2 protein-coding genes (1 of these 2 cut by a window edge) are annotated in these 21435 nt (G+C 73.4%); both read left to right on the top strand.

Annotated elements, in window-relative coordinates; translation table 11 throughout:
* Positions 1-88 precede the first annotated feature (88 nt).
* Positions 89-15817 (top strand): amino acid adenylation domain-containing protein, encoded by a 15729-nt coding sequence (locus tag ACQPY4_RS26950; protein WP_433325337.1) that lies wholly within the window; start codon positions 89-91, stop codon positions 15815-15817.
* Positions 15814-21435, top strand: partial view of a non-ribosomal peptide synthase/polyketide synthase gene (locus ACQPY4_RS26945; RefSeq protein WP_433325335.1) — the beginning only. 13299 nt of this gene lie beyond the right edge of the window; only the first 5622 of its 18921 coding nucleotides appear in the window; the start codon lies at positions 15814-15816; its stop codon lies beyond the right edge, outside the window. The genes ACQPY4_RS26950 and ACQPY4_RS26945 overlap by 4 nt, the downstream gene beginning before the upstream one ends.

Raw genomic sequence — 21435 nt, 5'->3', positions numbered from 1 at the left:
GCGGTTTCCTTGGTGCTGCCCGGTCGACTTTTACCAGCGGACTGGGCAGCATCTGTTTTGCCGGATAACTCTTTGGGATTGGGCTTCAATGGCTGTTCTAGACGGTGCCCCGCATGACCTGATGGCCGGTCAGCTCGGAATCTGGCAGGCCCAGCAGCTCGCCCCCGAGAACCCGGTCTACAACATCGCCGAGTGTCTGGAGATCCGCGGCGACTTCGACGTGGACCTCTTCGTCACCGCGCTGCGGCGCGCCCTGGACGAGGCCGACACCTTCCGCCTGCGCCTGCACCTGGACGCGGGCGAGCCCAAGCAGGCCATCGTCGCCCCGTACGACTACGAGATCAATGTCCTCGACCTCAGCGGGGAGCCGGACCCGGTCGCGGCGGCCGACGCCTGGATGCTGCGGGACGTGCGCACGCCCGCGACCCTCACGCACGGGCAGCTTTTCACCCAGGCCGTCTTCAAGCTCGGCCCGGCCCGCCACCTCTGGTACGAGCGCGCCCATCACCTGGCGATGGACGGCTACGCCACGCTGACCTTCGTCACCCGCGTCGCCGACATCTACGCCCAGCTCCTCGCGGGCGGGACCGGCGAGGACGGGGCGCTGGAGCCCCTCGCCGGTCTCCTGGAGGCCGAGCGCGCCTACCGCGCCTCGCCCGACCTCGACGAGGACCGGGCCTACTGGCACGGCGCCCTGTCGGGTTTGCCGGTGACCGCCGGGACGTCCGCGAGCCGCACGAGCAAGCTGCCGTCCGCGCTGGCGCGGCACAGCCAGGACCTCGGCCCCGACGCCTCGGCCGCCCTGAAGGCGGCCGCGCGCGGGCTGAAGACCCACCTGGCCGGGCTGATGATCGCGGCCGCCGCCGTCCACCAGCACCGCGCCACGGGCGAGCGCGACGTCGTGATCGGCCTCCCGGTGAACGGCCTGCCCGACCGGCGCCGGGTCTTCGCCCCCGGCATGACCGCCAACATCCTGCCGATCCGGCTGCGGATCGACCGGGAGACCACGGTCGCCGCGCTGGTGCGGCAGACCAGCGACGGCGTGCGGCAGGCGCTCAAGCGACGCCGCTACCGCTACGAGGACACCCTCAGGGACCTGAAGCTCGTGCGCGGAGCCTCCCTGTGCGGCCTGTACGTCAACGTCATGTCCTTCGGCTACCCGGCGATGTTCGGCGGCTGCGCCGTGACGGGACGCAACCTGTCCACCGGGCCGATCGACACCGCGCGCATCGACCTCTACGACCGGCCCGGGCAGGAGGGCGTCAAGCTCGACGTGGACGTCAACGTCGACGTCCACGACCCGGCCGACGCCCGCGACATCACCCGCCGCGTCCTGCGGATCGCCAACTGGCTCGGGGCCGCCGCGCCGGACGCGCCCGTCGGCGACCTGGATCTGCTGGACGACACCGAACGCCGCCTGGTCCTGTCCGAGTGGGCCGACGGCGGGCTCCGCCCCGTGCCGCGCTCGACCGTCCCCGAGATGTTCGAGGCGCGGGTGAGGCTGCACCCGGACGCCCCGGCGGTGACGTTCGAAGGCACGACCCTGAGCTACGCCGAGGTGAACGCGGCGGCCAACCGGCTCGCGCGGCACCTGGTCGCGCAGGGCGCCGGGCCGGAGCGGCGGGTCGCCCTGATGGTGCCGCGCTCGACCGGTCTGGTGGTGGCGCTCCTGGCGATTCTGAAGGCCGGGGCGGCGTACGTGCCGATCGACCCGGACTACCCGGACGACCGCATCGCCTACATGCTGGAAGACGCCGACCCGGTGCTCGTGGTCACCGCCGACGACGTGGACGTCCCGGGTGACGGCTCCGACCTCGGCGTGCCGGTCGGGCCCGCCCACCCCGCCTACGTGATCTACACCTCGGGCTCGACCGGACGCCCCAAGGGCGTGGTGGTGCCGCACGAGGCGATCGTGAACCGCCTGCTGTGGATGCAGGACGAGTACGGGCTGGACGCCGCCGACACCGTCCTGCAGAAGACGCCGTCCGGCTTCGACGTCTCGGTCTGGGAGTTCTTCTGGCCGCTGGTCAACGGCGCCCGACTGGTGCTGGCGCGTCCCGGTGGCCACCAGGACCCCGCCTACCTGGTCGAGACGATCGAGAAGGAGGCGGTCACGACGGTGCACTTCGTGCCGTCCATGCTCGGCGCGTTCCTGCCCGAGGTGGCGCCGGGCCGCTGCGCGTCGCTCAAGCGGGTGGTGTGCAGCGGCGAGGCGCTGGGCGCCGACCTGGTCACCGAGTTCCACCGGCGCCTGCCGGGGGAGCTGCACAACCTCTACGGGCCGACCGAGACGGCGGTGGACGTGACGTTCCGTCCCTGCCCCGACGGGCGGGACGGCGCGGTTCCCATCGGCCGCCCGGTCTGGAACACCCGGGCCTACGTCCTGGACGAGTCGCTGCGGCCCGTTCCCCCCGGTGCCACGGGCGAGCTGTACATCGCGGGCGTCCAGCTGGCCCGCGGATACCTGGGCCGTCCCGCCCTGACGGCGGAACGGTTCGTGGCGTCCCCCTTCGCCCCCGGTGAGCGGATGTACCGCACCGGCGACCTGGCCCGCTGGACCCCCGGGGGCGAGCTGCTCTACCTCGGCCGGAGCGACGACCAGGTGAAGCTCCGCGGCTTCCGGATCGAGCTGGGCGAGGTCGAGGCCGCCCTGGGCGTCCACGAGTCCGCCGCGCGGGTCGCCGCGGCCATCCGGGACGGGCGCCTGGTCGCCTACGTCGTCCCGGCCGACCCCGACGCCGACCGCGCGCGGACGTCGGCCGGGCTGCGGGACCTGGCCGCGCGGCGCCTGCCGGAGCACATGGTGCCCTCGGCCGTCGTCCTGCTGGACGCGCTGCCGGTCACGGTCAACGGCAAGCTCGACCGCACGGCGCTGCCCGCCCCCGAATTCGCCGGAGGCGAGGGCCGCGCGCCCGCGACGGTGCGCGAGGAGATCCTGTGCGCCGCGTTCGCCGAGATCCTCGGCGTCACCACGATCGGCGTCGACGACAACTTCTTCGAACTCGGCGGTCACTCCCTCCAGGCGACCCGCCTGGCCGGCCGGGTCAGGTCCCTGCTGGGCGCCGAATTACGCGTCACCGACGTCTTCGAGGCGCCCACCGTCGCCGCCCTGGCCGCCCGGATCGAGGACGGCGGGGCCACCCGCCTCCCGCTCGCCGCGGGGGACCGCCCCGAACGCGTCCCCCTGTCCTTCGCCCAGCGCCGCCTGTGGCTCATCGAGCAGATCGAAGGACCCAGCTCCACCTACAACGCGCCGATCGTCCTCGGCCTGTCCGGCGCCCTGGACCGCGACGCGCTCCACGCCGCGCTCCGCGACGTGCTGGAGCGGCACGAGGCCCTGCGCACGACCTTCCCCGCCGACCACGACGAGTCCTACCAGCGGGTCATCGGCCTCGACGACCTCGACTGGGACCTGCCCGTCGTCGGCGTGACCGGGACGTCCGAGTCCTACACCCGCCTCCAGAGCCTGGAAGACCTGTCCGCACCCCAGCGGGAGGAGCCCGAGGGCACGCCCGACCTCGCCGCCGCCGTCGTCCGCGCGGCCCGCCACACCTTCGACCTGTCGGCCGAGGTGCCGTTCCGGGCCACGCTGCTGGCCGCCGGACCGGACGAGCACGTCCTGGTCATCGTCGTGCACCACATCGCCGGTGACGGCTGGTCGATGGGGCCGCTGGCCCGCGACGTGTCCACGGCGTACGCGGCGCGGTGCGAGGGACGCGCGCCCGAATGGACGCCGCTGCCCGTGCAGTACGCCGACTACGCGCTCTGGCAGCGCGAGCTGCTCGGCGACGACACCGACCCGGGGAGCCTGGTCGCACGGCAGGTCGGCTACTGGCGCCGGGCCCTGGCGGGCGCGCCCGAAGAACTGGCCCTGCCCTTCGACCGGCCGCGCCCCCCGGTCGCCACCCACCACGGGTTCACCACCGGCTTCGCCGTCCCGCCCGAGGTTCACCGGCGGCTGCGCGAGGTCGCCCGCGCCGAGGGCGTCACGGTCTTCATGGCCCTCCAGGCCGCGCTCGCCGTCACGCTGTCGCGGCTGGGCGCCGGAACCGACGTCCCCATCGGCTCGGCCGTGGCCGGACGCCTCGACGACGCGCTGGACGACCTGGTCGGCTGCTTCGTCAACACGCTGGTGATCCGGAGCGACCTGTCCGGCGACCCGACCTTCACCGAACTGCTCGCGCGGGTCCGGGAGACCAGCTTGGGCGCCTACGCCCACCAGGACGTCCCGTTCGAACGCCTCGTCGAGGAGCTGGCGCCCACCCGCTCGCTGTCGCGGCACCCGCTCTTCCAGGTCGTCCTCACCAAGCTCAACACCAGCGCCTCGCCGACCGAGGCGGGCACCTCGATGCCCGCGCTCCACCTGCGCGGGCTGGACGTCCGCCCGCTGTCGACGGCCCGCCCGGCCGCCAAGTTCGACCTGGACGTCATGGTCGAGGAGACCTTCGACGCCGAAGGCGCGCCGCTGGGCGTCCAGGGCTCGATCACCGTCGCCGCCGACCTGTTCGACCGGACGACCGCCGACCGCATCGCCCGGCACTGGACCCGCGTCCTGTCGGCCGTCGTCCACGACCCGTCCCGTCCCGTCGGCGCCGTCGAGATCCTGGACGACTCCGAACGGCACCGGGTGCTGGTGGAGTGGAACGACACCGGGGTCGAACTGTCGGGGGTTTCGGTTCCGGAGTTGATCACGGCCCGGGACGCGGTCGCCGTGGTGGCGGGCGATGAGCGGCTTACCTATGCCGAGTTGGACGTGCGCGCGAATCGTCTCGCTCACTGGCTGCGCAGTCAGGGCATCGGCTCTGAGTCGGTGGTGGGCGTGTGCCTGCCGCGTGGTGCGGAGATGATCGTGGCGATCGTCGGCATCTGGAAGGCGGGTGCGGCGTATGTGCCCGTTGACCCGTCGCAGCCCGCGGACCGGATCGCGTTCGTGGTGAAGGACAGCGGCGCTGTTTTGACGCTGACCAGCGACGAGGTTCTCGAAGATCTGCCCGCCGGGCGTCATCGCTGGGTGGTGCTGGACGACGCCCTGATGACCATGCAGCTCCAGATGCAGCCGGAGGCCGCACCTGAGCTGGATCTGAAGCTGGACCAGGTCGCGTACGTCATTTACACCTCGGGCTCCACCGGCCGCCCGAAGGGTGTGGCGGTGACGCATGCGGGTCTGGCGAACTACGTGGCGACCGTGCCCGAGCGTGTGGGCTTTGCGGGTGGGAAGTACGCGGTGTTGCAGGCGCAGGTCACCGACCTGGGCAACACGGTGGTGTTCGCGAGCCTGGTGTCCGGCGGCGAACTGCACGTCCTGGACGAGGACACGGTGACCGACCCCGCCGCCGTCCACTCCTACCTGGCCGAGCACGAGATCGATTACGTCAAGGCCGTTCCCTCGCACGTGGCGGCACTGGGCGGCGTCGCGCCCGGCCGGTCGCTGGTGCTGGGCGGCGAGGCGGCGTCACCGGAGTTGGTGAATGAGCTGCTGGCCGGGTCCGAGGTGTTCAACCACTACGGCCCGACCGAGACCACGATCGGTGTCGCAACGGCTCGCCTTACGCCCGATGCCGTTGTCGTGCCCATCGGCTCTCCGGTGGCCAACACCCGCCTGTACGTTCTGGACGACCGCCTCCAGCCCGTCCCGGTTGGTGTGGCCGGTGAGCTCTACGTGGCCGGAGCCCAGCTCGCGCGCGGTTACGTCGGACGCCCCGGCCTGACGGCCGAACGATTCGTGGCGTGCCCGTTCGGCGGCCGGATGTACCGCACGGGTGACCTGGCCCGGTGGACGAGCGAAGGCCAGTTGGTGTTCGCGGGCCGCGTGGACGACCAGGTGAAGATCCGCGGGTTCCGGGTCGAGCCGGGCGAGGTCGAGGCCGTGCTGGCGGCTCATCCGCAGGTGGAGCAGGTCGCGGTGGTCGCTCGCGAGGAGCGTCTGGTGGCCTACGTCGTGGCCGGCGACGCGTCCGGTCTGCGCGAGTTCGCCGCCGCGCGACTGCCCGACCACATGGTTCCTTCGGCCTTCGTCGTCCTGGACGCGCTCCCGCTGGCCTCCAACGGCAAGCTCGACCGCAAGGCCCTCCCCGCGCCGGACTACGCCGCGTCCGCCGCCACGGGCGGCCGGGCACCGGTCAGCGTGGAGGAGGAGATCCTCTGCCAGGCGTTCGCCGAGGTGCTGGGCCTGGACGGCGTCGGGGTCGAGGACGACTTCTTCATGCTGGGCGGGCACTCGCTGCTGGCCACGCGGCTCGTGAGCCGCATCCGCGCGGTGCTGGGTGTCGAGATCGAGATCCGGGCGCTGTTCGAGACCCCGACGGTGGCGGGGCTGGCGGCCCATCTGTCGGAGGCGGAGCAGCGGACGCGGAGGGCGCTGGAGCCGGTCGAGCGTCCGGAGCGGGTGTCGCTGTCGTACGCGCAGCGGCGGCTCTGGTTCCTCGGGCAACTGGACGGGCCGAGCGCCACCTACAACAGCCCGGTCGTCCTCCGGCTGGAAGGCGCGCTCGACCGGCGTGCCCTGGGCGAGGCCCTGCGGGATGTGATCGGCCGTCACGAGGTGCTGCGGACGGTGTTCCCGGTACACGCCGGCGAGCCGTTCCAGCGGGTGCTGGACCTGGACGACCTGTCCTGGGAAATGGCGATCGCCGAGGTCTCTCCGGACAGCCTTCCGGAGGCCGTCGCCGAGGCCAGCGGGCACGCCTTCGACTTCGCGGCCGAGGTGCCGATCCGGGCCTGGCTGTTCGGCGTCGCGCCGGACGAGCACGTCCTGGTCCTGGTCGTGCATCACATCGCCGGTGACGGCTGGTCGATGGGGCCGCTGGCCCGCGATGTCTCCACGGCGTACGCGGCACGCGCCGAGGGACGCGCTCCGGAGTGGACGCCGCTGCCCGTCCAGTACGCGGACTACGCGCTCTGGCAGCGCGAGCTGCTCGGCGACGACACCGACGCGCGGAGCCTGGCGGCCCGGCAGCTCGGTTATTGGAGTGAGGCCCTGGCGGGCGCCCCCGAGGAGCTGGCGCTGCCGTTCGACCGGCCGCGCCCCGCCGTGGCGGGCCATCGCGGTCACTCGGCCGCCTTCGACCTGCCGTCCGACGTCCACGCGCTGCTCCGGGAGGTCGCGCGCGCCGAGGGCGTCACGGTCTTCATGGTGCTCCAGGCCGGGCTCGCGGTGACGCTGTCGCGGCTGGGCGCCGGAACCGACATTCCCATCGGCTCGGCGATCGCCGGGCGGATGGACGCCGCGCTGGACGACCTGGTCGGCTGCTTCGTCAACACGCTGGTGATCCGGAGCGACCTGTCCGGCGACCCGACGTTCGCCGAGCTGCTGGCCCGGGTGCGGGAGACGAGCCTGGGCGCCTACGCGCACCAGGACGTGCCGTTCGAGCGCCTCGTCGAAGAACTGGCCCCGGCCCGGTCGCTGTCGCGGCACCCGTTGTTCCAGGTGGTGCTCACCAAGCTCAACGCCTCTCCCGAGCTGGAGAGCGCGCCGTCGACCCTCTCGCTTCCGGGGATCGAGTCCCGGTCGCTGTTCTTCGGCAAGCCCGTCGTGAAGTTCGACCTCGACGTCCTGGTGGGCGAGCTGTTCGACGCCGACGGCCGTCCGGAGGGCATCAGCGGTCTGGTCACCGGTGCCCTGGACCTGTTCGAGCCGAGCTCGGTCGAGCGGGTGTCCGAGCGCCTCGTCCGTGTGCTCTCGGAGCTGGTCCGGAACCCGGCCCTCCGCGTGAGCGAGGTCGACGCCCTGGGGGAGGACGAGCGCCGCAGGGTGTTGGTGGAGTGGAACGACACCGAGGTCGAGTTGCTGGGGGTGGCGGTTCCGGAGTTGATCACGGCGCGGGACTCGGTGGCCGTGGTGGCGGGCGATGAGCGGCTCACGTATGCCGAGTTGGACGTGCGTGCGAACCGACTGGCGCATTGGTTGCGTAGTCAGGGCATCGCCGCGGAGTCGGTGGTGGGCGTCTGTCTGCCGCGTGGTGCCGGGATGGTCGTGGCGATTGTCGGTATCTGGAAGGCGGGCGCGGCGTACGTCCCGGTCGACCCTGCCCAGCCCGCCGATCGGATCGCCTTCGTGGTGAAGGACAGCGGCGCTGTTTTGACGCTGACCAGCGACGAGGTTCTCGAAGATCTGCCCGCCGGGCGTCATCGCTGGGTGGTACTGGACGACGCCCTGATGACCATGCAGCTCCAGATGCAGCCCGAGACCGCACCCGAGTTGTCCTTGGTTCTGGACCAGGTCGCGTACGTCATTTACACCTCCGGTTCGACCGGCCGCCCGAAGGGTGTCGCGGTTACGCACGCGGGCTTGGCCAACTACGTGGCGAGTGTTCCCGAGCGTGTGGGCTTCGGCTCATCGGGCGGGAAGTACGCGGTGTTGCAGGCGCAGGTCACCGACCTGGGCAACACCGTTGTGTTCGCGAGCCTGGTGTCCGGTGGTGAGCTGCACGTCCTGGACGAGGACACGGTGACCGACCCGGCGGCGGTGCGCGCTTATCTGGCCGAGAACGGGATCGATTACGTCAAAGCGGTGCCTTCGCATGTGGCGGCCTTGGGTGGTATCGCTCCCCAGCGGTCGCTGGTGCTGGGTGGCGAGGCGGCATCTCCGGAGCTGGTGAAGGAACTGCTGGCCGGGAGCGAGGTGTTCAACCACTACGGCCCCACTGAGACCACGATCGGCGTCGCCACGACTCGGCTCACACCCGATGGCGATGTGGTGCCGATCGGCTCTCCCGTGGCCAACACCCGTCTGTACGTCCTGGACGACCACCTCCAACCCGTCCCCGTTGGTGTGGCCGGTGAGCTTTACATCGCCGGAGCTCAACTGGCGCGCGGCTACGTCGGACGCCCCGGCCTGACGGCCGAGCGGTTCGTCGCCTGCCCGTATGGCGGTCGGATGTACCGCACGGGCGACCTGGCCCGGTGGACGCCCGAGGGCCAGCTGGTGTTCGCGGGCCGGACCGATGACCAGGTGAAGATCCGTGGGTTCCGGGTGGAGCCGGGCGAGGTCGAAGCCGTTCTGGCGGCCCACGCACAGGTGGACCAGGTCGCGGTGGTCGTTCGCGAGGAGCGTCTGGTGGCCTACGTCGTCGCCGAGGACGCCGCCCCTCTCCGTGACTACGTGGCGGCGCGGCTGCCCGACCACATGGTCCCCTCGGCCTTCGTCGCCTTGGACGCGCTCCCGCTCGCCTCCAACGGCAAACTCGACCGCAAGGCCCTTCCCGCACCCGGTCTCACGGTGGCCACCGGGACCGGACGGGCGCCGGTGACCCTGCGCGAGGAGATCCTCTGCCAGGTGTTCGCCGAGGTCCTCGGCCTGGAATCCGTCGGTGTGGACGGCGACTTCTTCCTGCTGGGCGGGCACTCGCTGCTGGCGACGCGGCTGGTCAGCCGGGTCCGGGCGGTGCTCGGCATCGAGGTCGAGATCCGCGCGCTGTTCGAGGCCCCGACCGTCGCGGGCCTGGCGGCGCGGCTGGACGAGGGCGCCGCCGCGCGGCCACCGCTGGAGCCGGTCGAGCGTCCCGAGCGGGTGCCGCTGTCGCACGCGCAGCGCCGGTTGTGGTTCATCGGCCGCCTCGAAGGGCCGAGCACCACCTACAACAGCCCGATCGCGCTGCGGCTCAAGGGCGACCTTGACCGGGGGGCGCTCGAAGGTGCGCTGCGCGATGTGGCCGGTCGGCACGAGGTGCTGCGGACGGTGTTCCCCGAGATCGACGGCGAGCCGTACCAGCACGTCCTCGGCGTGGACGAGCTGCGGCTCGACCTGTCCGTGACGGACGTGACCCCCGAGGAACTGCCGGAGGCGATGAGCGAGGCGAGCCGTCACGCGTTCGACCTCGCGGTCGAGGCGCCGATCAGGGCGTGGCTGTTCCGTCTCGGGCCGGACGAGCATGTCCTGGTCCTGGTGCTGAACCACATCGCCGGTGACGGCTGGTCGCTCGGGCCGCTGGCCCGGGACGTGTCGGTGGCCTACGCGGCGCGGCGCCAGGGGACCGAGCCGGGCTGGGCGCCGCTTCCGGCGCAGTACGCCGACTACGCGTTGTGGCAGCGCGAGCTGCTGGGCGACGGCGACGACCCGGAGAGCATGCTGTCGCGCCAGATCGCCTACTGGCGTGAGGCGCTGGCCGGATCGCCCGAGGAGCTGGCGCTCCCGTTCGACCGGCCTCGGCCGCAGATCGCCTCGCGCAAGGGGCACCAGGCTCCGCTCGACCTTCCCGCCGACGTGCACGCCCGGCTCCGCGAGGTGGCGCGCGCCGAGGGCGTGACGCCGTTCATGGTGATGCAGGCCGCGACGGCCGTGCTGCTCAACCGGCTCGGCGCGGGCACCGACGTCCCCATCGGTTCCGCGATCGCGGGTCGGCTGGACGAGTCGCTGAACGACCTGGTGGGCTGCTTCGTCAACACGCTGGTCATCCGCAACGACCTGTCCGGTGACCCGTCGTTCGGCGAGCTGCTGGCCCGGGTGCGCGAGACGAGCCTGGGCGCCTTCGCCCATCAGGACGTCCCGTTCGAGCGGCTGGTCGAGGAGCTGGCCCCGGCCCGTTCGCTGGCGCGGCAGCCGCTGTTCCAGGTCGTCCTCACGATGCACGACACGGCGGAGGCGGTGCTGCGCCTGCCCGGACTGACCTACGAGCGCATGGCGACCGCCCGCCCCGCGGCCAAGTTCGACCTGGACGTCATGGTCGAGGAGACCTTCGACGCCGGGGGCGTCCCGCTGGGCCTGCACGGCTCGGTGACGGTCGCGGCGGACCTGTTCGACGCGCCCACGGCCGCCCGCCTGGCCGACGGCCTGGTCCGGGTGGTCTCGGCCCTGGTCGAGGACCCGTCGCTGCGCGTGGGCGCCGTGGACGTCCTGGACCCCGCCGAGCGCCGCACGATGCTCGTCGAGTGGAACGGCATCGCCGCCGAGCTGCCAGACGGTTCCGTCCCGGAGTGGATCGCCGCACAGGCGGCCCGCACGCCCGACGCGGTGGCCCTGGTCGCCGAGGACGACCAGCTCACCTACGCCGAGCTGGACGCGCGTGCCAACCGTCTCGCTCACTGGCTGCGCAGTCAGGGCATCGGCTCCGAGTCGGTGGTGGGCGTGTGCCTGCCGCGTGGTGCGGAGATGATCGCGGCGCTCGTCGGCATCTGGAAGGCGGGTGCGGCGTATGTGCCCGTTGACCCGGCTCAGCCCGCCGACCGCATCGCGTTCGTCGTCAAGGACAGCAGCGCTGTTTTGACGCTGACCAGCGACGAGGTTCTCGAAGATCTGCCCGCCGGGCGTCATCGCTGGGTGGTGCCGGACGACGCCCTGATGACCATGCAGCTCCAGATGCAGCCCGAGACCACACCTGAGCAGGATCTGAAGCTGGACCAGGTCGCCTACGTCATCTACACCTCGGGCTCCACCGGCCGCCCGAAGGGTGTGGCGGTGACCCACGCGGGTCTGGCGAACTACGTGGCCTCGGTCCCGAGCCGGGTCGGGTTCGGCTCGTCGGGCGGGAACTACGCCGTCCTCCAGGCGCAGGTGACCGACCTGGGCAACACGGTGGTGTTCGCGAGCCTGGTGTCCGGTGGTGAGCTGCATGTTCTGGGCGAGGACACGGTGACCGACCCGGCGGCGGTGCGCGCTTATCTGGCCGTGCACGAGATCGATTACCTCAAGGCCGTCCCGTCCCATGTGGCCGTGCTGGGGGCTGTGGCCCCGCGCCGGTCGCTGGTGCTGGGCGGTGAGGCGGCATCTCCTGAACTGGTGGCGGAGCTGCTGGCCGGGACCGAGGTGTTCAACCACTACGGCCCTACTGAGGCCACGATCGGTGTCGCCACGGCCCGGCTCACGCCCGATGCCGATGTGGTGCCGATCGGTTCTCCCGTCGCGAACACACGCCTGTACGTGCTCGACGCGACCCTTCGGCCGGTGCCGGTGGGCGTGGCCGGTGAGCTCTACATCGCCGGGGCTCAGCTCGCGCGCGGCTATGTCGGACGCCCCGGCCTGACGGCCGAGCGATTCGTGGCGTGTCCGTTCGGTGGCCGGATGTACCGCACGGGCGACCTGGCCCGGTGGACGAGCGAAGGCCAGCTGGTGTTCGCGGGCCGGGTGGACGACCAGGTGAAGATTCGCGGGTTCCGGGTGGAGCCGGGCGAGATCGAAGCCGTCCTGGCGGCCCACGCACAGGTGGACCAGGTCGCGGTGATCGCTCGCGACGAACGTCTGGTGGCCTACGTCGTCACCGACGACGCCACCGCCCTCCGCGACTACGTGGCGGCGCGGCTGCCCGACCACATGGTCCCCTCGGCCTTCGTCGCCCTGGACGCACTCCCGTTGGCCTCCAACGGCAAGCTGGACCGCAAGGCCCTGCCCGCGCCCGACCACGCCGGGGCGACGGTCGAGGGGCGCGCTCCGAGCAGCGTCCAGGAAGAGATCCTCTGCCGGTCGTTCGCCGAGGTGCTGGGCCTGGACGGCGTCGGGGTCGAGGACGACTTCTTCATGCTGGGCGGGCACTCGTTGCTCGCGGTGCGGCTGGTCGAGCTGCTGCGCGGACGCGGGGTCGGGGTGTCGGTGAAGGCCCTGTTCCAGACGCCCACCCCGGCGGGGCTGGCGTCGGCGGCGGGTCCGGCCGAGGTCGTCGTCCCGCCCAACGGCATCCCGGCGGGCGCGACGGCGCTCACGCCGGAGATGCTGACGCTGGTCGACCTCTCCGAGGACGAGGTCGCGCGGCTGGTCGAGGCCGTCGACGGCGGCGCGGCCAACATCGCCGACGTCTACCCTCTCGCCCCTCTCCAGGAGGGCATCTTCTTCCACCACCTCATGGCGGGGGAGGCCGGTCGCGACGCCTACGTGCTGCCGATCGCCCTCGGCTTCGACTCGCGCGAGCGGCTGGAGGCGTTCCTCGACGCCCTGCGGCAGGTGGTCGACCGTCATGACATCTACCGCACCGCGATCGTCTGGGACGGGCTGCGCGAGCCGGTCCAGGTCGTGGCCCGCCGGGTGACGCTGCCGGTCCGGGAGGTCGAGCTCGGCTCCGGCGACGGCGTGGAGCGGCTGGTCGCGGCGAGCGGCGGCCGGATGGACCTGACCCGCGCCCCGCTGCTCGACGTGCATGTGGCGGCGGAGCCCGGCACCGGCCGGTGGCTGGGGGTGGTCCGCGTCCATCAGCTGGTCCGCGACCACACCACGCAGGAGTCGCTGCTCAGGGAGCTGGACGCGATCCTTTCGGGGCGCGCCGCGTCGCTGCCCGAGCCGCTGCCCTTCCGCACGTTCGTGGGCCAGGCGCATCTCGGGGTGCCGCGCGAGGAGCACCGGCGCCACTTCACCGCGCTGCTCGGTGACGTGCGGGAGACCACGGCGCCCTTCGGGCTGCTGGACGTCCACGGCGACGGCGGCGACGTGGAGCGGGCGCAGCAGGCGGTGGCGGAGGAGGTCGGCGCCCGGCTGCGGGAGATCGCCCGCGTCTCGGGCGTGAGCGCGGCCACGGTGTTCCACCTGGCCTGGGCCCGCGTCCTGGCGACGCTGAGCGGGCGGGACGACGTCGTCTTCGGGACGGTCCTGTTCGGCCGGATGAACGCCGGGGCCGGGGCCGACCGCGTCCAGGGGCCGTTCATCAACACGCTGCCGGTGCGGGTCCGCGTCGGCGCGGACGGGACGGGCGAGGCGCTGGCGGGTCTGCGCGACCAGCTGGCCGAGCTGCTCGTCCACGAGCACGCGCCGCTGGCGCTCGCGCAGCGGGCGGCGGGGATTCCGGGCGGCGGCCCGCTGTTCACCTCCCTGTTCAATTACCGGCACAACCAGGTGGCGGCCAAGCCCGGGGGCGCCGTGCCCGCCGGACTGACCCTGCTGCTCACGCGTGAGCGCACCAACTACCCGCTCGCCGTCGCCGTGGACGACTACGGGAGCGGGTTCCGGCTGACCGTCGACGCGGCGGCCTCCGTGGACGCCGACGCGGTCTGCGACCTGTTCCGCACCTGCGTCGGCAACCTGGTGACCGCGCTGGAGAAGGAACCGGCGATCCCGCTGCGCGCCGTCGAGATCCTCGACGAGGCCGGGCGCGACCGGGGCGTCCGGGCGTGGAACGACACGGCCCTCGCGGTCGAGCGCGTCCCGGCGGCCGCGATCGTCGAGGCCCAGGCGGCCCGCACGCCGGACGCGGTCGCCGTCGAGCACGGCGAGTCCCGGCTGTCCTATGCCGAGCTGGACGCCGCCGCCGAGCGGATCGCGCGGCGGCTGCGGAGCGAGGGCGTCGGCGCCGAGTCCGTCGTCGGCGTGTCGCTGCCGCGCGGCAGCGAGGCGGTCACGGCGCTGCTCGGGGTGTGGAAGGCGGGCGGGACCTACCTGCCGCTCGACCCCGCGCAGCCCGCCGGGCGGCTGGAGTTCATGCTGGCCGACAGCGGTGCCGGGATCGTCATCACGCGCGGCGCCGTCCCGCCCGGGGTGCGGGCCGTGGATCCGGACGGCCCGGAACCGGAGCGGGTGCCCGAGGCCGCGCCGGTGCTGCCCGCCCAGACCGCCTACCTGATCTACACCTCCGGATCGACGGGACGGCCGAAGGGCGTCGCGGTGCCGCATGCCGGGCTGGCGAGCCTGATGGCGGCGCAGACCGAGCGGTTCGCGGTGGACGGCGCGGCACGGGTGCTCCAGTTCGCCTCGGCGAGCTTCGACGCGGCGATCTCCGAGATCCTGGTGACGCTGTCGTGCGGGGCGCGGCTGGTGCTCGCCGGTTCCGAGGAACTGCTGCCGGGCGCGGGACTGGCCGAGGTGGTGGCGCGCCATGAGATCACGCACGTGACGCTGCCCCCGGCGGTGCTGGAGACGCTGGAGCCGGACGACCTGGCCTCGGTGGTGTCGCTGACCTCGGCGGGCGAGGCGCTGAGCGCCGAGCTGGTGGAGCGGTGGGCGCCCGGACGCCGGTTCGTCAACGGCTACGGCCCGACGGAGACGACCGTCTGTGCCACCATGTCGGCCCCGCTCTCTCCCGGGGACGGTGTCGGGATCGGCGGGCCGATGGTCAACGCCCGCGTGTTCGTGCTGGACGCGTGGCTCGCGCCGGTTCCGCCCGGGGTCGTGGGGGAGCTCTACGTGGCCGGGCACGGCCTGGCCCGCGGATACGCGGGGCGGCCGGGCCTGACCGGCGAGCGGTTCGTGGCCTGCCCCTTCGGCGCCCCGGGCGAGCGGATGTACCGGACCGGCGACCTGGCCCGCCGCACCGCCGACGGCACGCTGACCTACGAGGGCCGGGCCGACGAGCAGGTGAAGATCCGCGGCTTCCGGATCGAGCCGGGCGAGGTGCGGGCCGCGCTGGCCGCCCACCCGGGAGTGGCCCAGGCCGCCGTGATCGCCCGCGAGGACGTCCCCGGCGACCCGCGGCTGGTCGCCTACGTCGTCCCGGAGGGGAAAGCGGGCGACGACCTGCCGGACGTCCTGCGGGGCTTCGCGGCCGAACGGCTCCCGCACTACATGCTGCCCGCGTCGGTCGTCGTCCTGCCCGCCCTCCCGCTGAACGCCAGCGGCAAGCTCGACCGCGCGGCGCTGCCCGCCCCGAGTGACGCCGGGCTCGCGGGCCGGGGCCGGGCCCCCGAGACCGAGGGGGAGAAGGTCCTGTGCGGGGCCTTCGCGGACCTGCTCGGGCTGCCGTCGGTCACCGTCGACGACGACTTCTTCGCCCTGGGCGGCCATTCGCTGCTGGCGGTCCGGCTGGTGAGCCGGGTGCGGACGGCGCTGGGCGCCGAGCTGCCGCTGCGGCGGCTGTTCGCCACCCCGACCCCCGCCGCGCTGGCGTCCTGGCTCGCCGACCACGCAGAACCCCCGCAGCGAGCCAGGCCCGCACTGCGCCCGATGCGCCGACAGGAGGAGTCCCGATGACCCCGCTCTCGTTCGCCCAGCGCAGGCTGTGGTTCCTGACGCAGATGGAAGGGCCGGGTGCGGCCCACAACCTGGCGATGGCGCTGCGGCTGACCGGCGACCTGGACCGCCCCGCGCTGGACGCGGCGCTGCGCGACGTGATCGGCCGTCACGAGGTGCTCAGGACGGTCTTCCCCGCGGCCGACGGCGAGCCGTACCAGCGGATCCTCGCTCCGGAGGAGACCGGGTTCGTCCTGGCCGTCACGGACACGACGGACGCCGACCTGACCGGAGCCCTGTCGGAGGCCGTGCGGTCCCCCTTCGACCTGGGCACGGAGATCCCGCTGCGGGCGCGGCTGTTCGCCGTGGGGCCGCGCGAGCACGTCATCCTCCTGGTGCTCCACCACATCGCCGGTGACGGCTGGTCGCTGAGACCGCTGGCGCGCGACGTGTCGGCGGCCTACGCGGCGCGCTGCGAGGGCAGGGCGCCCGACTGGGAGCCCCTGCCGGTCCAGTACGCCGACTACGCGCTGTGGCAGCGGGAACTGCTGGGCGAGGCGGACGACGCCGGAAGCGTCCTGGCGCGGCAGGTCGCGTACTGGCGCGAGGCCCTCGCGGGAGCGCCGCAGGAGCTGGCGCTGCCGTTGGACCGGCCGCGCCCGGCGGTGGCCTCGGATCGGGGGCACGCCGTGCCGCTGGAGTTCCCGGCCGACGTCCACGCCCGGCTCCAGGACGTCGCCAGGGAACACCGGGTGACGGTGTTCATGGTGATGCAGGCGGCCCTCGCCGTGACGCTGTCGCGCGCGGGAGCGGGCACCGACGTCCCGATCGGCACCGCCGTCGCCGGGCGCCTGGACGAGGCCCTGGACGGCCTGGTCGGGTTCTTCGTGAACACCCTGGTCATGCGCACCGACCTGGCCGGCGACCCCACCTTCGCCGACCTGCTCGACCGGGTGCGCGACACCGACCTCGGGGCGTTCGAGCAGCAGGACGTGCCGTTCGAGCGGCTGGTGGAGGAGCTGGCGCCGGTCCGCTCCACGGTGCGGCACCCGCTGTTCCAGGTGATGCTGACGGTCCAGAACGCCGCCCCGGCCGAGCTCGTCCTGCCCGGCCTGGAGGCCGAGGGGCTCGCCGCGCGGGCGCTGTCGGAATCCACGGCGACGCGGTTCGACCTCGACGTCTCGGTGGGGGAGTCCTTCGACGCCTCCGGCGCGCCCGCCGGGCTGGCCGGACGCCTCGTCGCCGCCGCCGACCTCTTCGAGCCGCGCACCGCCGAACGGCTCGCGGGCTGGCTGCGCCGGGCCGTCGAGGCCCTCGTCGCCGCCCCGGACGCCCCGGTCTCCGCCGTCGAGGTCCTCGACGGCGCCGAGGGCGACCGGATCGTCCGCGACTGGAACGCCACCGCGGCACCCGCTCCGGACGGCTTCGTCCCCGAGCTGTTCGCGGCCCAGGCCGCCCGCACCCCGGACGCGGCGGCGGTGATCGACGGCGGTGCCGAGACCACGTACGCGGAACTGGACGCCCGCGCCGACCGGCTCGCCCGCCTGCTGGCGGCGCGCGGCACCGGCCCCGAGTCCGTCGTCGCGGTCGCGATGGAGCGCGGCGCCGACCTGATGGTCGCGCTGCTGGCCGTGCTGAAGGCGGGCGGCGCCTACCTGGTGCTCGATCTCGCCCTGCCCGCCGAACGCGCGGCGTTCGTCCTGAAGGACGCCGGGCCCCGCCTGGTCATCGCCGACAAGGCCGGTGCGGGGACCGTCGAGGGATTCCCCGGCGAGATCCTGGCCGTCGACGCCCCCGATTTCGCGGAGACGCCCGGCCACGCCGTCGAGGCGTCCGTGCTGGGCGACCATCCGGCCTACGTGGTCTACACCTCGGGTTCGACCGGCACCCCCAAGGGCGTCGTGGTCACGCACGCCGGATTCGCCAACACCGCGCTGGCGGGCCGGGAGCGGTTCGCGACAGCCCCGGGCTCGCGCGTGGCGCAGTTCGCGTCGGCGGGCTTTGACAACTTCTGCCTGGAATGGTCGGTCGCGCTGCTTTCGGGGGCGGCGCTGGTCGTCGTCCCGGACGAGGCCCGGCTGGGCGAGGCCCTGGCCGGTTTCGTCGCCGGGAACGGGATCACGCACGCGTCGCTGCCGCCCGCGGTGCTGGCGAGCCTGCGGGAGCGGTCCGTCCCCGCCGACGTGGTGATCGAGGTCGGTGGGGAGGCGTGCCCGCCGGAGCTGGCGTCCCGCTGGTCCCGGGGCCGGGTGCTGTTCAACACCTACGGCCCGACCGAGACGACGGTCGACGCCGTGTCCTGGCGCGGCGAATCCGGCGCGGCCGGCGTCCCGATCGGCGCGCCGATCCGCAACACCCGCGCCTACGTCCTGGACGACCGGCTGCGGCCGGTGCCGGTCGGCGTGGTCGGTGAGCTGTACCTCGCGGGCGCCGGGCTGGCGCGCGGTTACGCCGGGCGGCCCGGCCTGACCGGTGAGCGGTTCGTGGCCTGCCCGTTCGGCGGGCGGATGTACCGCACCGGCGACCTGGTCCAATGGCGGGACGACGGTCTGCTGGTGTTCGCGGGCCGGACGGACGAGCAGCTGAAGATCCGCGGCTTCCGGATCGAGCCCGGCGAGATCGAGGCGGTGCTGGCCGCCCACCCGGGCGTGGCGCAGGCCGCCGTCGTGGCCCGCGACGACGTTCCCGGTGACCGCTACCTGGTGGCCTACGTCGTCGCCGAGGACGCGCCGGCCCTGCGTGGGTTCGCCGTCGAGCGGCTGCCGCACTACATGGTCCCGTCCGCGTTCGTGGCGCTGGACGCGCTGCCGCTCACCGTGAACGGCAAGCTCGACCGCGCGGCGCTGCCCGCCCCCGCCGCCACCGGCGGCGAGGGCCGCGCGCCCGCCACGATGCGCGAGGAGCTCCTCTGCCAGGTGTTCGCCGAGGTCCTGGGCCGCGACGGCGTCGGGGTCGACGACGACTTCTTCGCACTCGGCGGGCACTCGCTGCTCGCGACCCGGCTGGTGAGCCGGGTGCGCGCCGTGCTGGACGTCGAGGTGGCGCTGCGGACCCTGTTCGAGGCGCCGACTGCGGCGGGCCTGGCCGCCCGGCTGGCCGGGGCGGGCGCGGCGCGCACGGCCCTGGCCCCGGCCGTCCGCCCGGAGCGGGTTCCGCTGTCGTTCGCGCAGCGCCGCCTGTGGTTCCTGGCGCAGCTGGAGGGGCCGAGCGCGACCTACAACAGCCCGGTCGTGCTGCGGCTGACCGGCGACCTGGACCGCGCGGCGCTCGAAGCGGCGCTGCGGGACGTCCTGGCCCGGCACGAGGTGCTGCGCACGGTGTTCCCGGCGTCCGGCGGCGAGCCCTACCAGCGCGTCATGGCGACGGACGAGACCGGTTTCGCGCTGTCCGTCGCCGACGTGGCCCCGGAGGAAGTCCCGGCGGCCGTCACCGCCGCCGCGCGGCGGACCTTCGACCTGGCGGCCGAGATCCCGCTGAAGGCGTGGCTGTTCGCCGTGCGGCCGGACGAGCACGTGCTCGTCGTACTGGTGCACCACATCGCCAGCGACGGCTGGTCCCTGGTGCCGCTGGCCCGCGACGTGTCGGCGGCGTACGCGGCGCGTTCCGGAGGCGGTGCCCCGGAGTGGACGCCGCTGCCGGTGCAATACGCGGACTACGCGCTGTGGCAGCGCACGCTGCTCGGCGACGAGGACGACCCGGGCAGCGTGGTGTCGCGCCAGGTGGCGTACTGGCGCGAGGCGCTCGCCGGAGCCCCGGCGGAACTCGCGCTGCCCTTCGACCATCCGCGCCCGGCGGCGGCCTCCTACCGCGCCCATCGGGTCCCGCTGGAGCTCCCGGCCGACCTGCACGCCCGGCTGCGCGAGGTGGCGCGGGCCGAGGGCGTGACGGTCTTCATGGTGGTGCAGTCGGCCCTGGCGGTGACGCTGTCGCGGCTCGGCGCCGGACACGACGTCCCGATCGGCTCCACCATCGCGGGCCGCCTCGACGAGGCGCTCGACGACCTGGTCGGCTTCTTCGTGAACATGCTGGTGATCCGGACCGACCTGTCCGGCGACCCGACCTTCGCCGACCTGCTCGCCCAGGTCAGGGAGACGGGCCTGGGCGCCTTCGAGCACCAGGACGTGCCGTTCGAGCGCCTGGTCGAGGAGCTCGCCCCGGACCGCGTCCTCGGCCGCCATCCGCTGTTCCAGGTCATGCTGACCTTGCTCAACACCGGTTCGCCCGACCTGGCCCTGCCCGGCGTCGAGGTCTCCGCGCTGCCCGTGGGGGAACAGGCGTCCAAGTTCGACCTGGAGATCGTCGTCTCCGAGGTCTTCGACGCCGAGGGCGCGCCCGCGGGGCTGCGCGGTTCGCTGATCGTGTCGGCCGACGTGTTCGAGGCGGCGTCGGCGGAGCGTTTCGCCGGGGCGTGGTCGCGGGTGCTGTCGGGGCTGGTCGCCGATCCCGCCGTGCGTGTGGGCGCCGTGGAGGCGCTGGACCCGGCCGGTCGGGAGCGGCTCCTGGTGGAGTGGAACGACACCGGGACCGAGGTCGCGGTGGCGTCGATTCCGGAGTTGTTCGAGGCTCAGGTGGCGCGTGCGCCGGACACGGTGGCGGTCGTGGCCGACGGCGTCGAGGTGACCTACGCGCGGTTGGACGAGCGCGCGGGTCGTCTGGCGGGTCGCCTTGCGGGCGCGGGGAGTGTCGTCGCCGTCGGATTGGAGCGCGGCGCCGACCTCATGGTCGCGATGCTGGGCGTCCTGAAGGCGGGGAGCGCGTATCTGCTGCTGGACGCCGAACATCCGCCCGAGCGCATCGCGTTCATGCTCCGCGACGCCGGCGTCCGGTCGGTGGTGACCGATTCCGGCTGGGCCGGGACGCTGCCGGACGAGGTCATCCGCGTCGCGGTGGACGGGCCGGGGACCGCCGCTGGTCGTGCGGTCGTGCCGGTGGCGTCGGCGGCGTACGTGATCTACACCTCGGGGTCCACGGGTGTCCCGAAGGGCGTTCTCGTCTCCCACGCGGGCGTGTCGAGCATGGTCGAGGGCCATGTACGGCATCTGGGCGTCGGTCCCGGGTCCCGAGTGGGGCAGTTCGCCTCGGCGGCGTTCGACACGTTCGGGTGGGAGTGGATGTCGGCGCTGCTGTCCGGCGCCACGCTCGTCGTCATCCCGCGTGAGCGGCGCCTGGGCGCCGCGCTTCCGGCGCTGCTGGCCGAGGAGCGGGTGTCGCACGTGACGTTGCCGCCCGCGGTTCTCGCGACGCTCGACGAGACCTCGATCGACCGGGACGTCGTCCTGGTCGTCGCGGGCGAGGCGTCGTCGGCCGAGGTGCTGGGCCGGTGGGCTCCGGGCCGCCGGATGTTCAACTCCTACGGCCCGGCCGAGACGACGGTCGACGCGACGCTGTGGCGGTGCGATCCGGATGCGGGCGAGGTGGCGATCGGCCGTCCGGTGGCGAACACGCGGGTGTTCGTGCTGGACGAGGGGCTGCGCCCGGTTCCCGAGGGCGTGGTCGGCGAGCTGTATGTGGCGGGTTCCGGTCTGGCACGCGGTTACGTCGGCCGGGCGGGCCTGACGGGTGAGCGGTTCGTGGCCTGCCCGTTCGGCGGCGCGGGCGAGCGGATGTACCGCACGGGCGACCTGGCCCGGTGGACGCCC

Origin of the sequence: Spirillospora sp. CA-294931, assembly GCF_050946795.1 — a bacterium.
Taxonomy (GTDB): Bacteria; Actinomycetota; Actinomycetes; order Streptosporangiales; family Streptosporangiaceae; genus Spirillospora.
The sequence above is the reverse complement of the archived record's forward strand: the minus strand, read 5'-3'. Positions and strand labels throughout refer to the sequence as shown.

What these genes read in the sequence shown, in the direction of transcription:
- ACQPY4_RS26950 (WP_433325337.1), top strand. Translation starts at nt 89, where the DNA reads ATGGCTGTTCTAGACGGTGCCCCGCATGACCTGATGGCCGGTCAGCTC.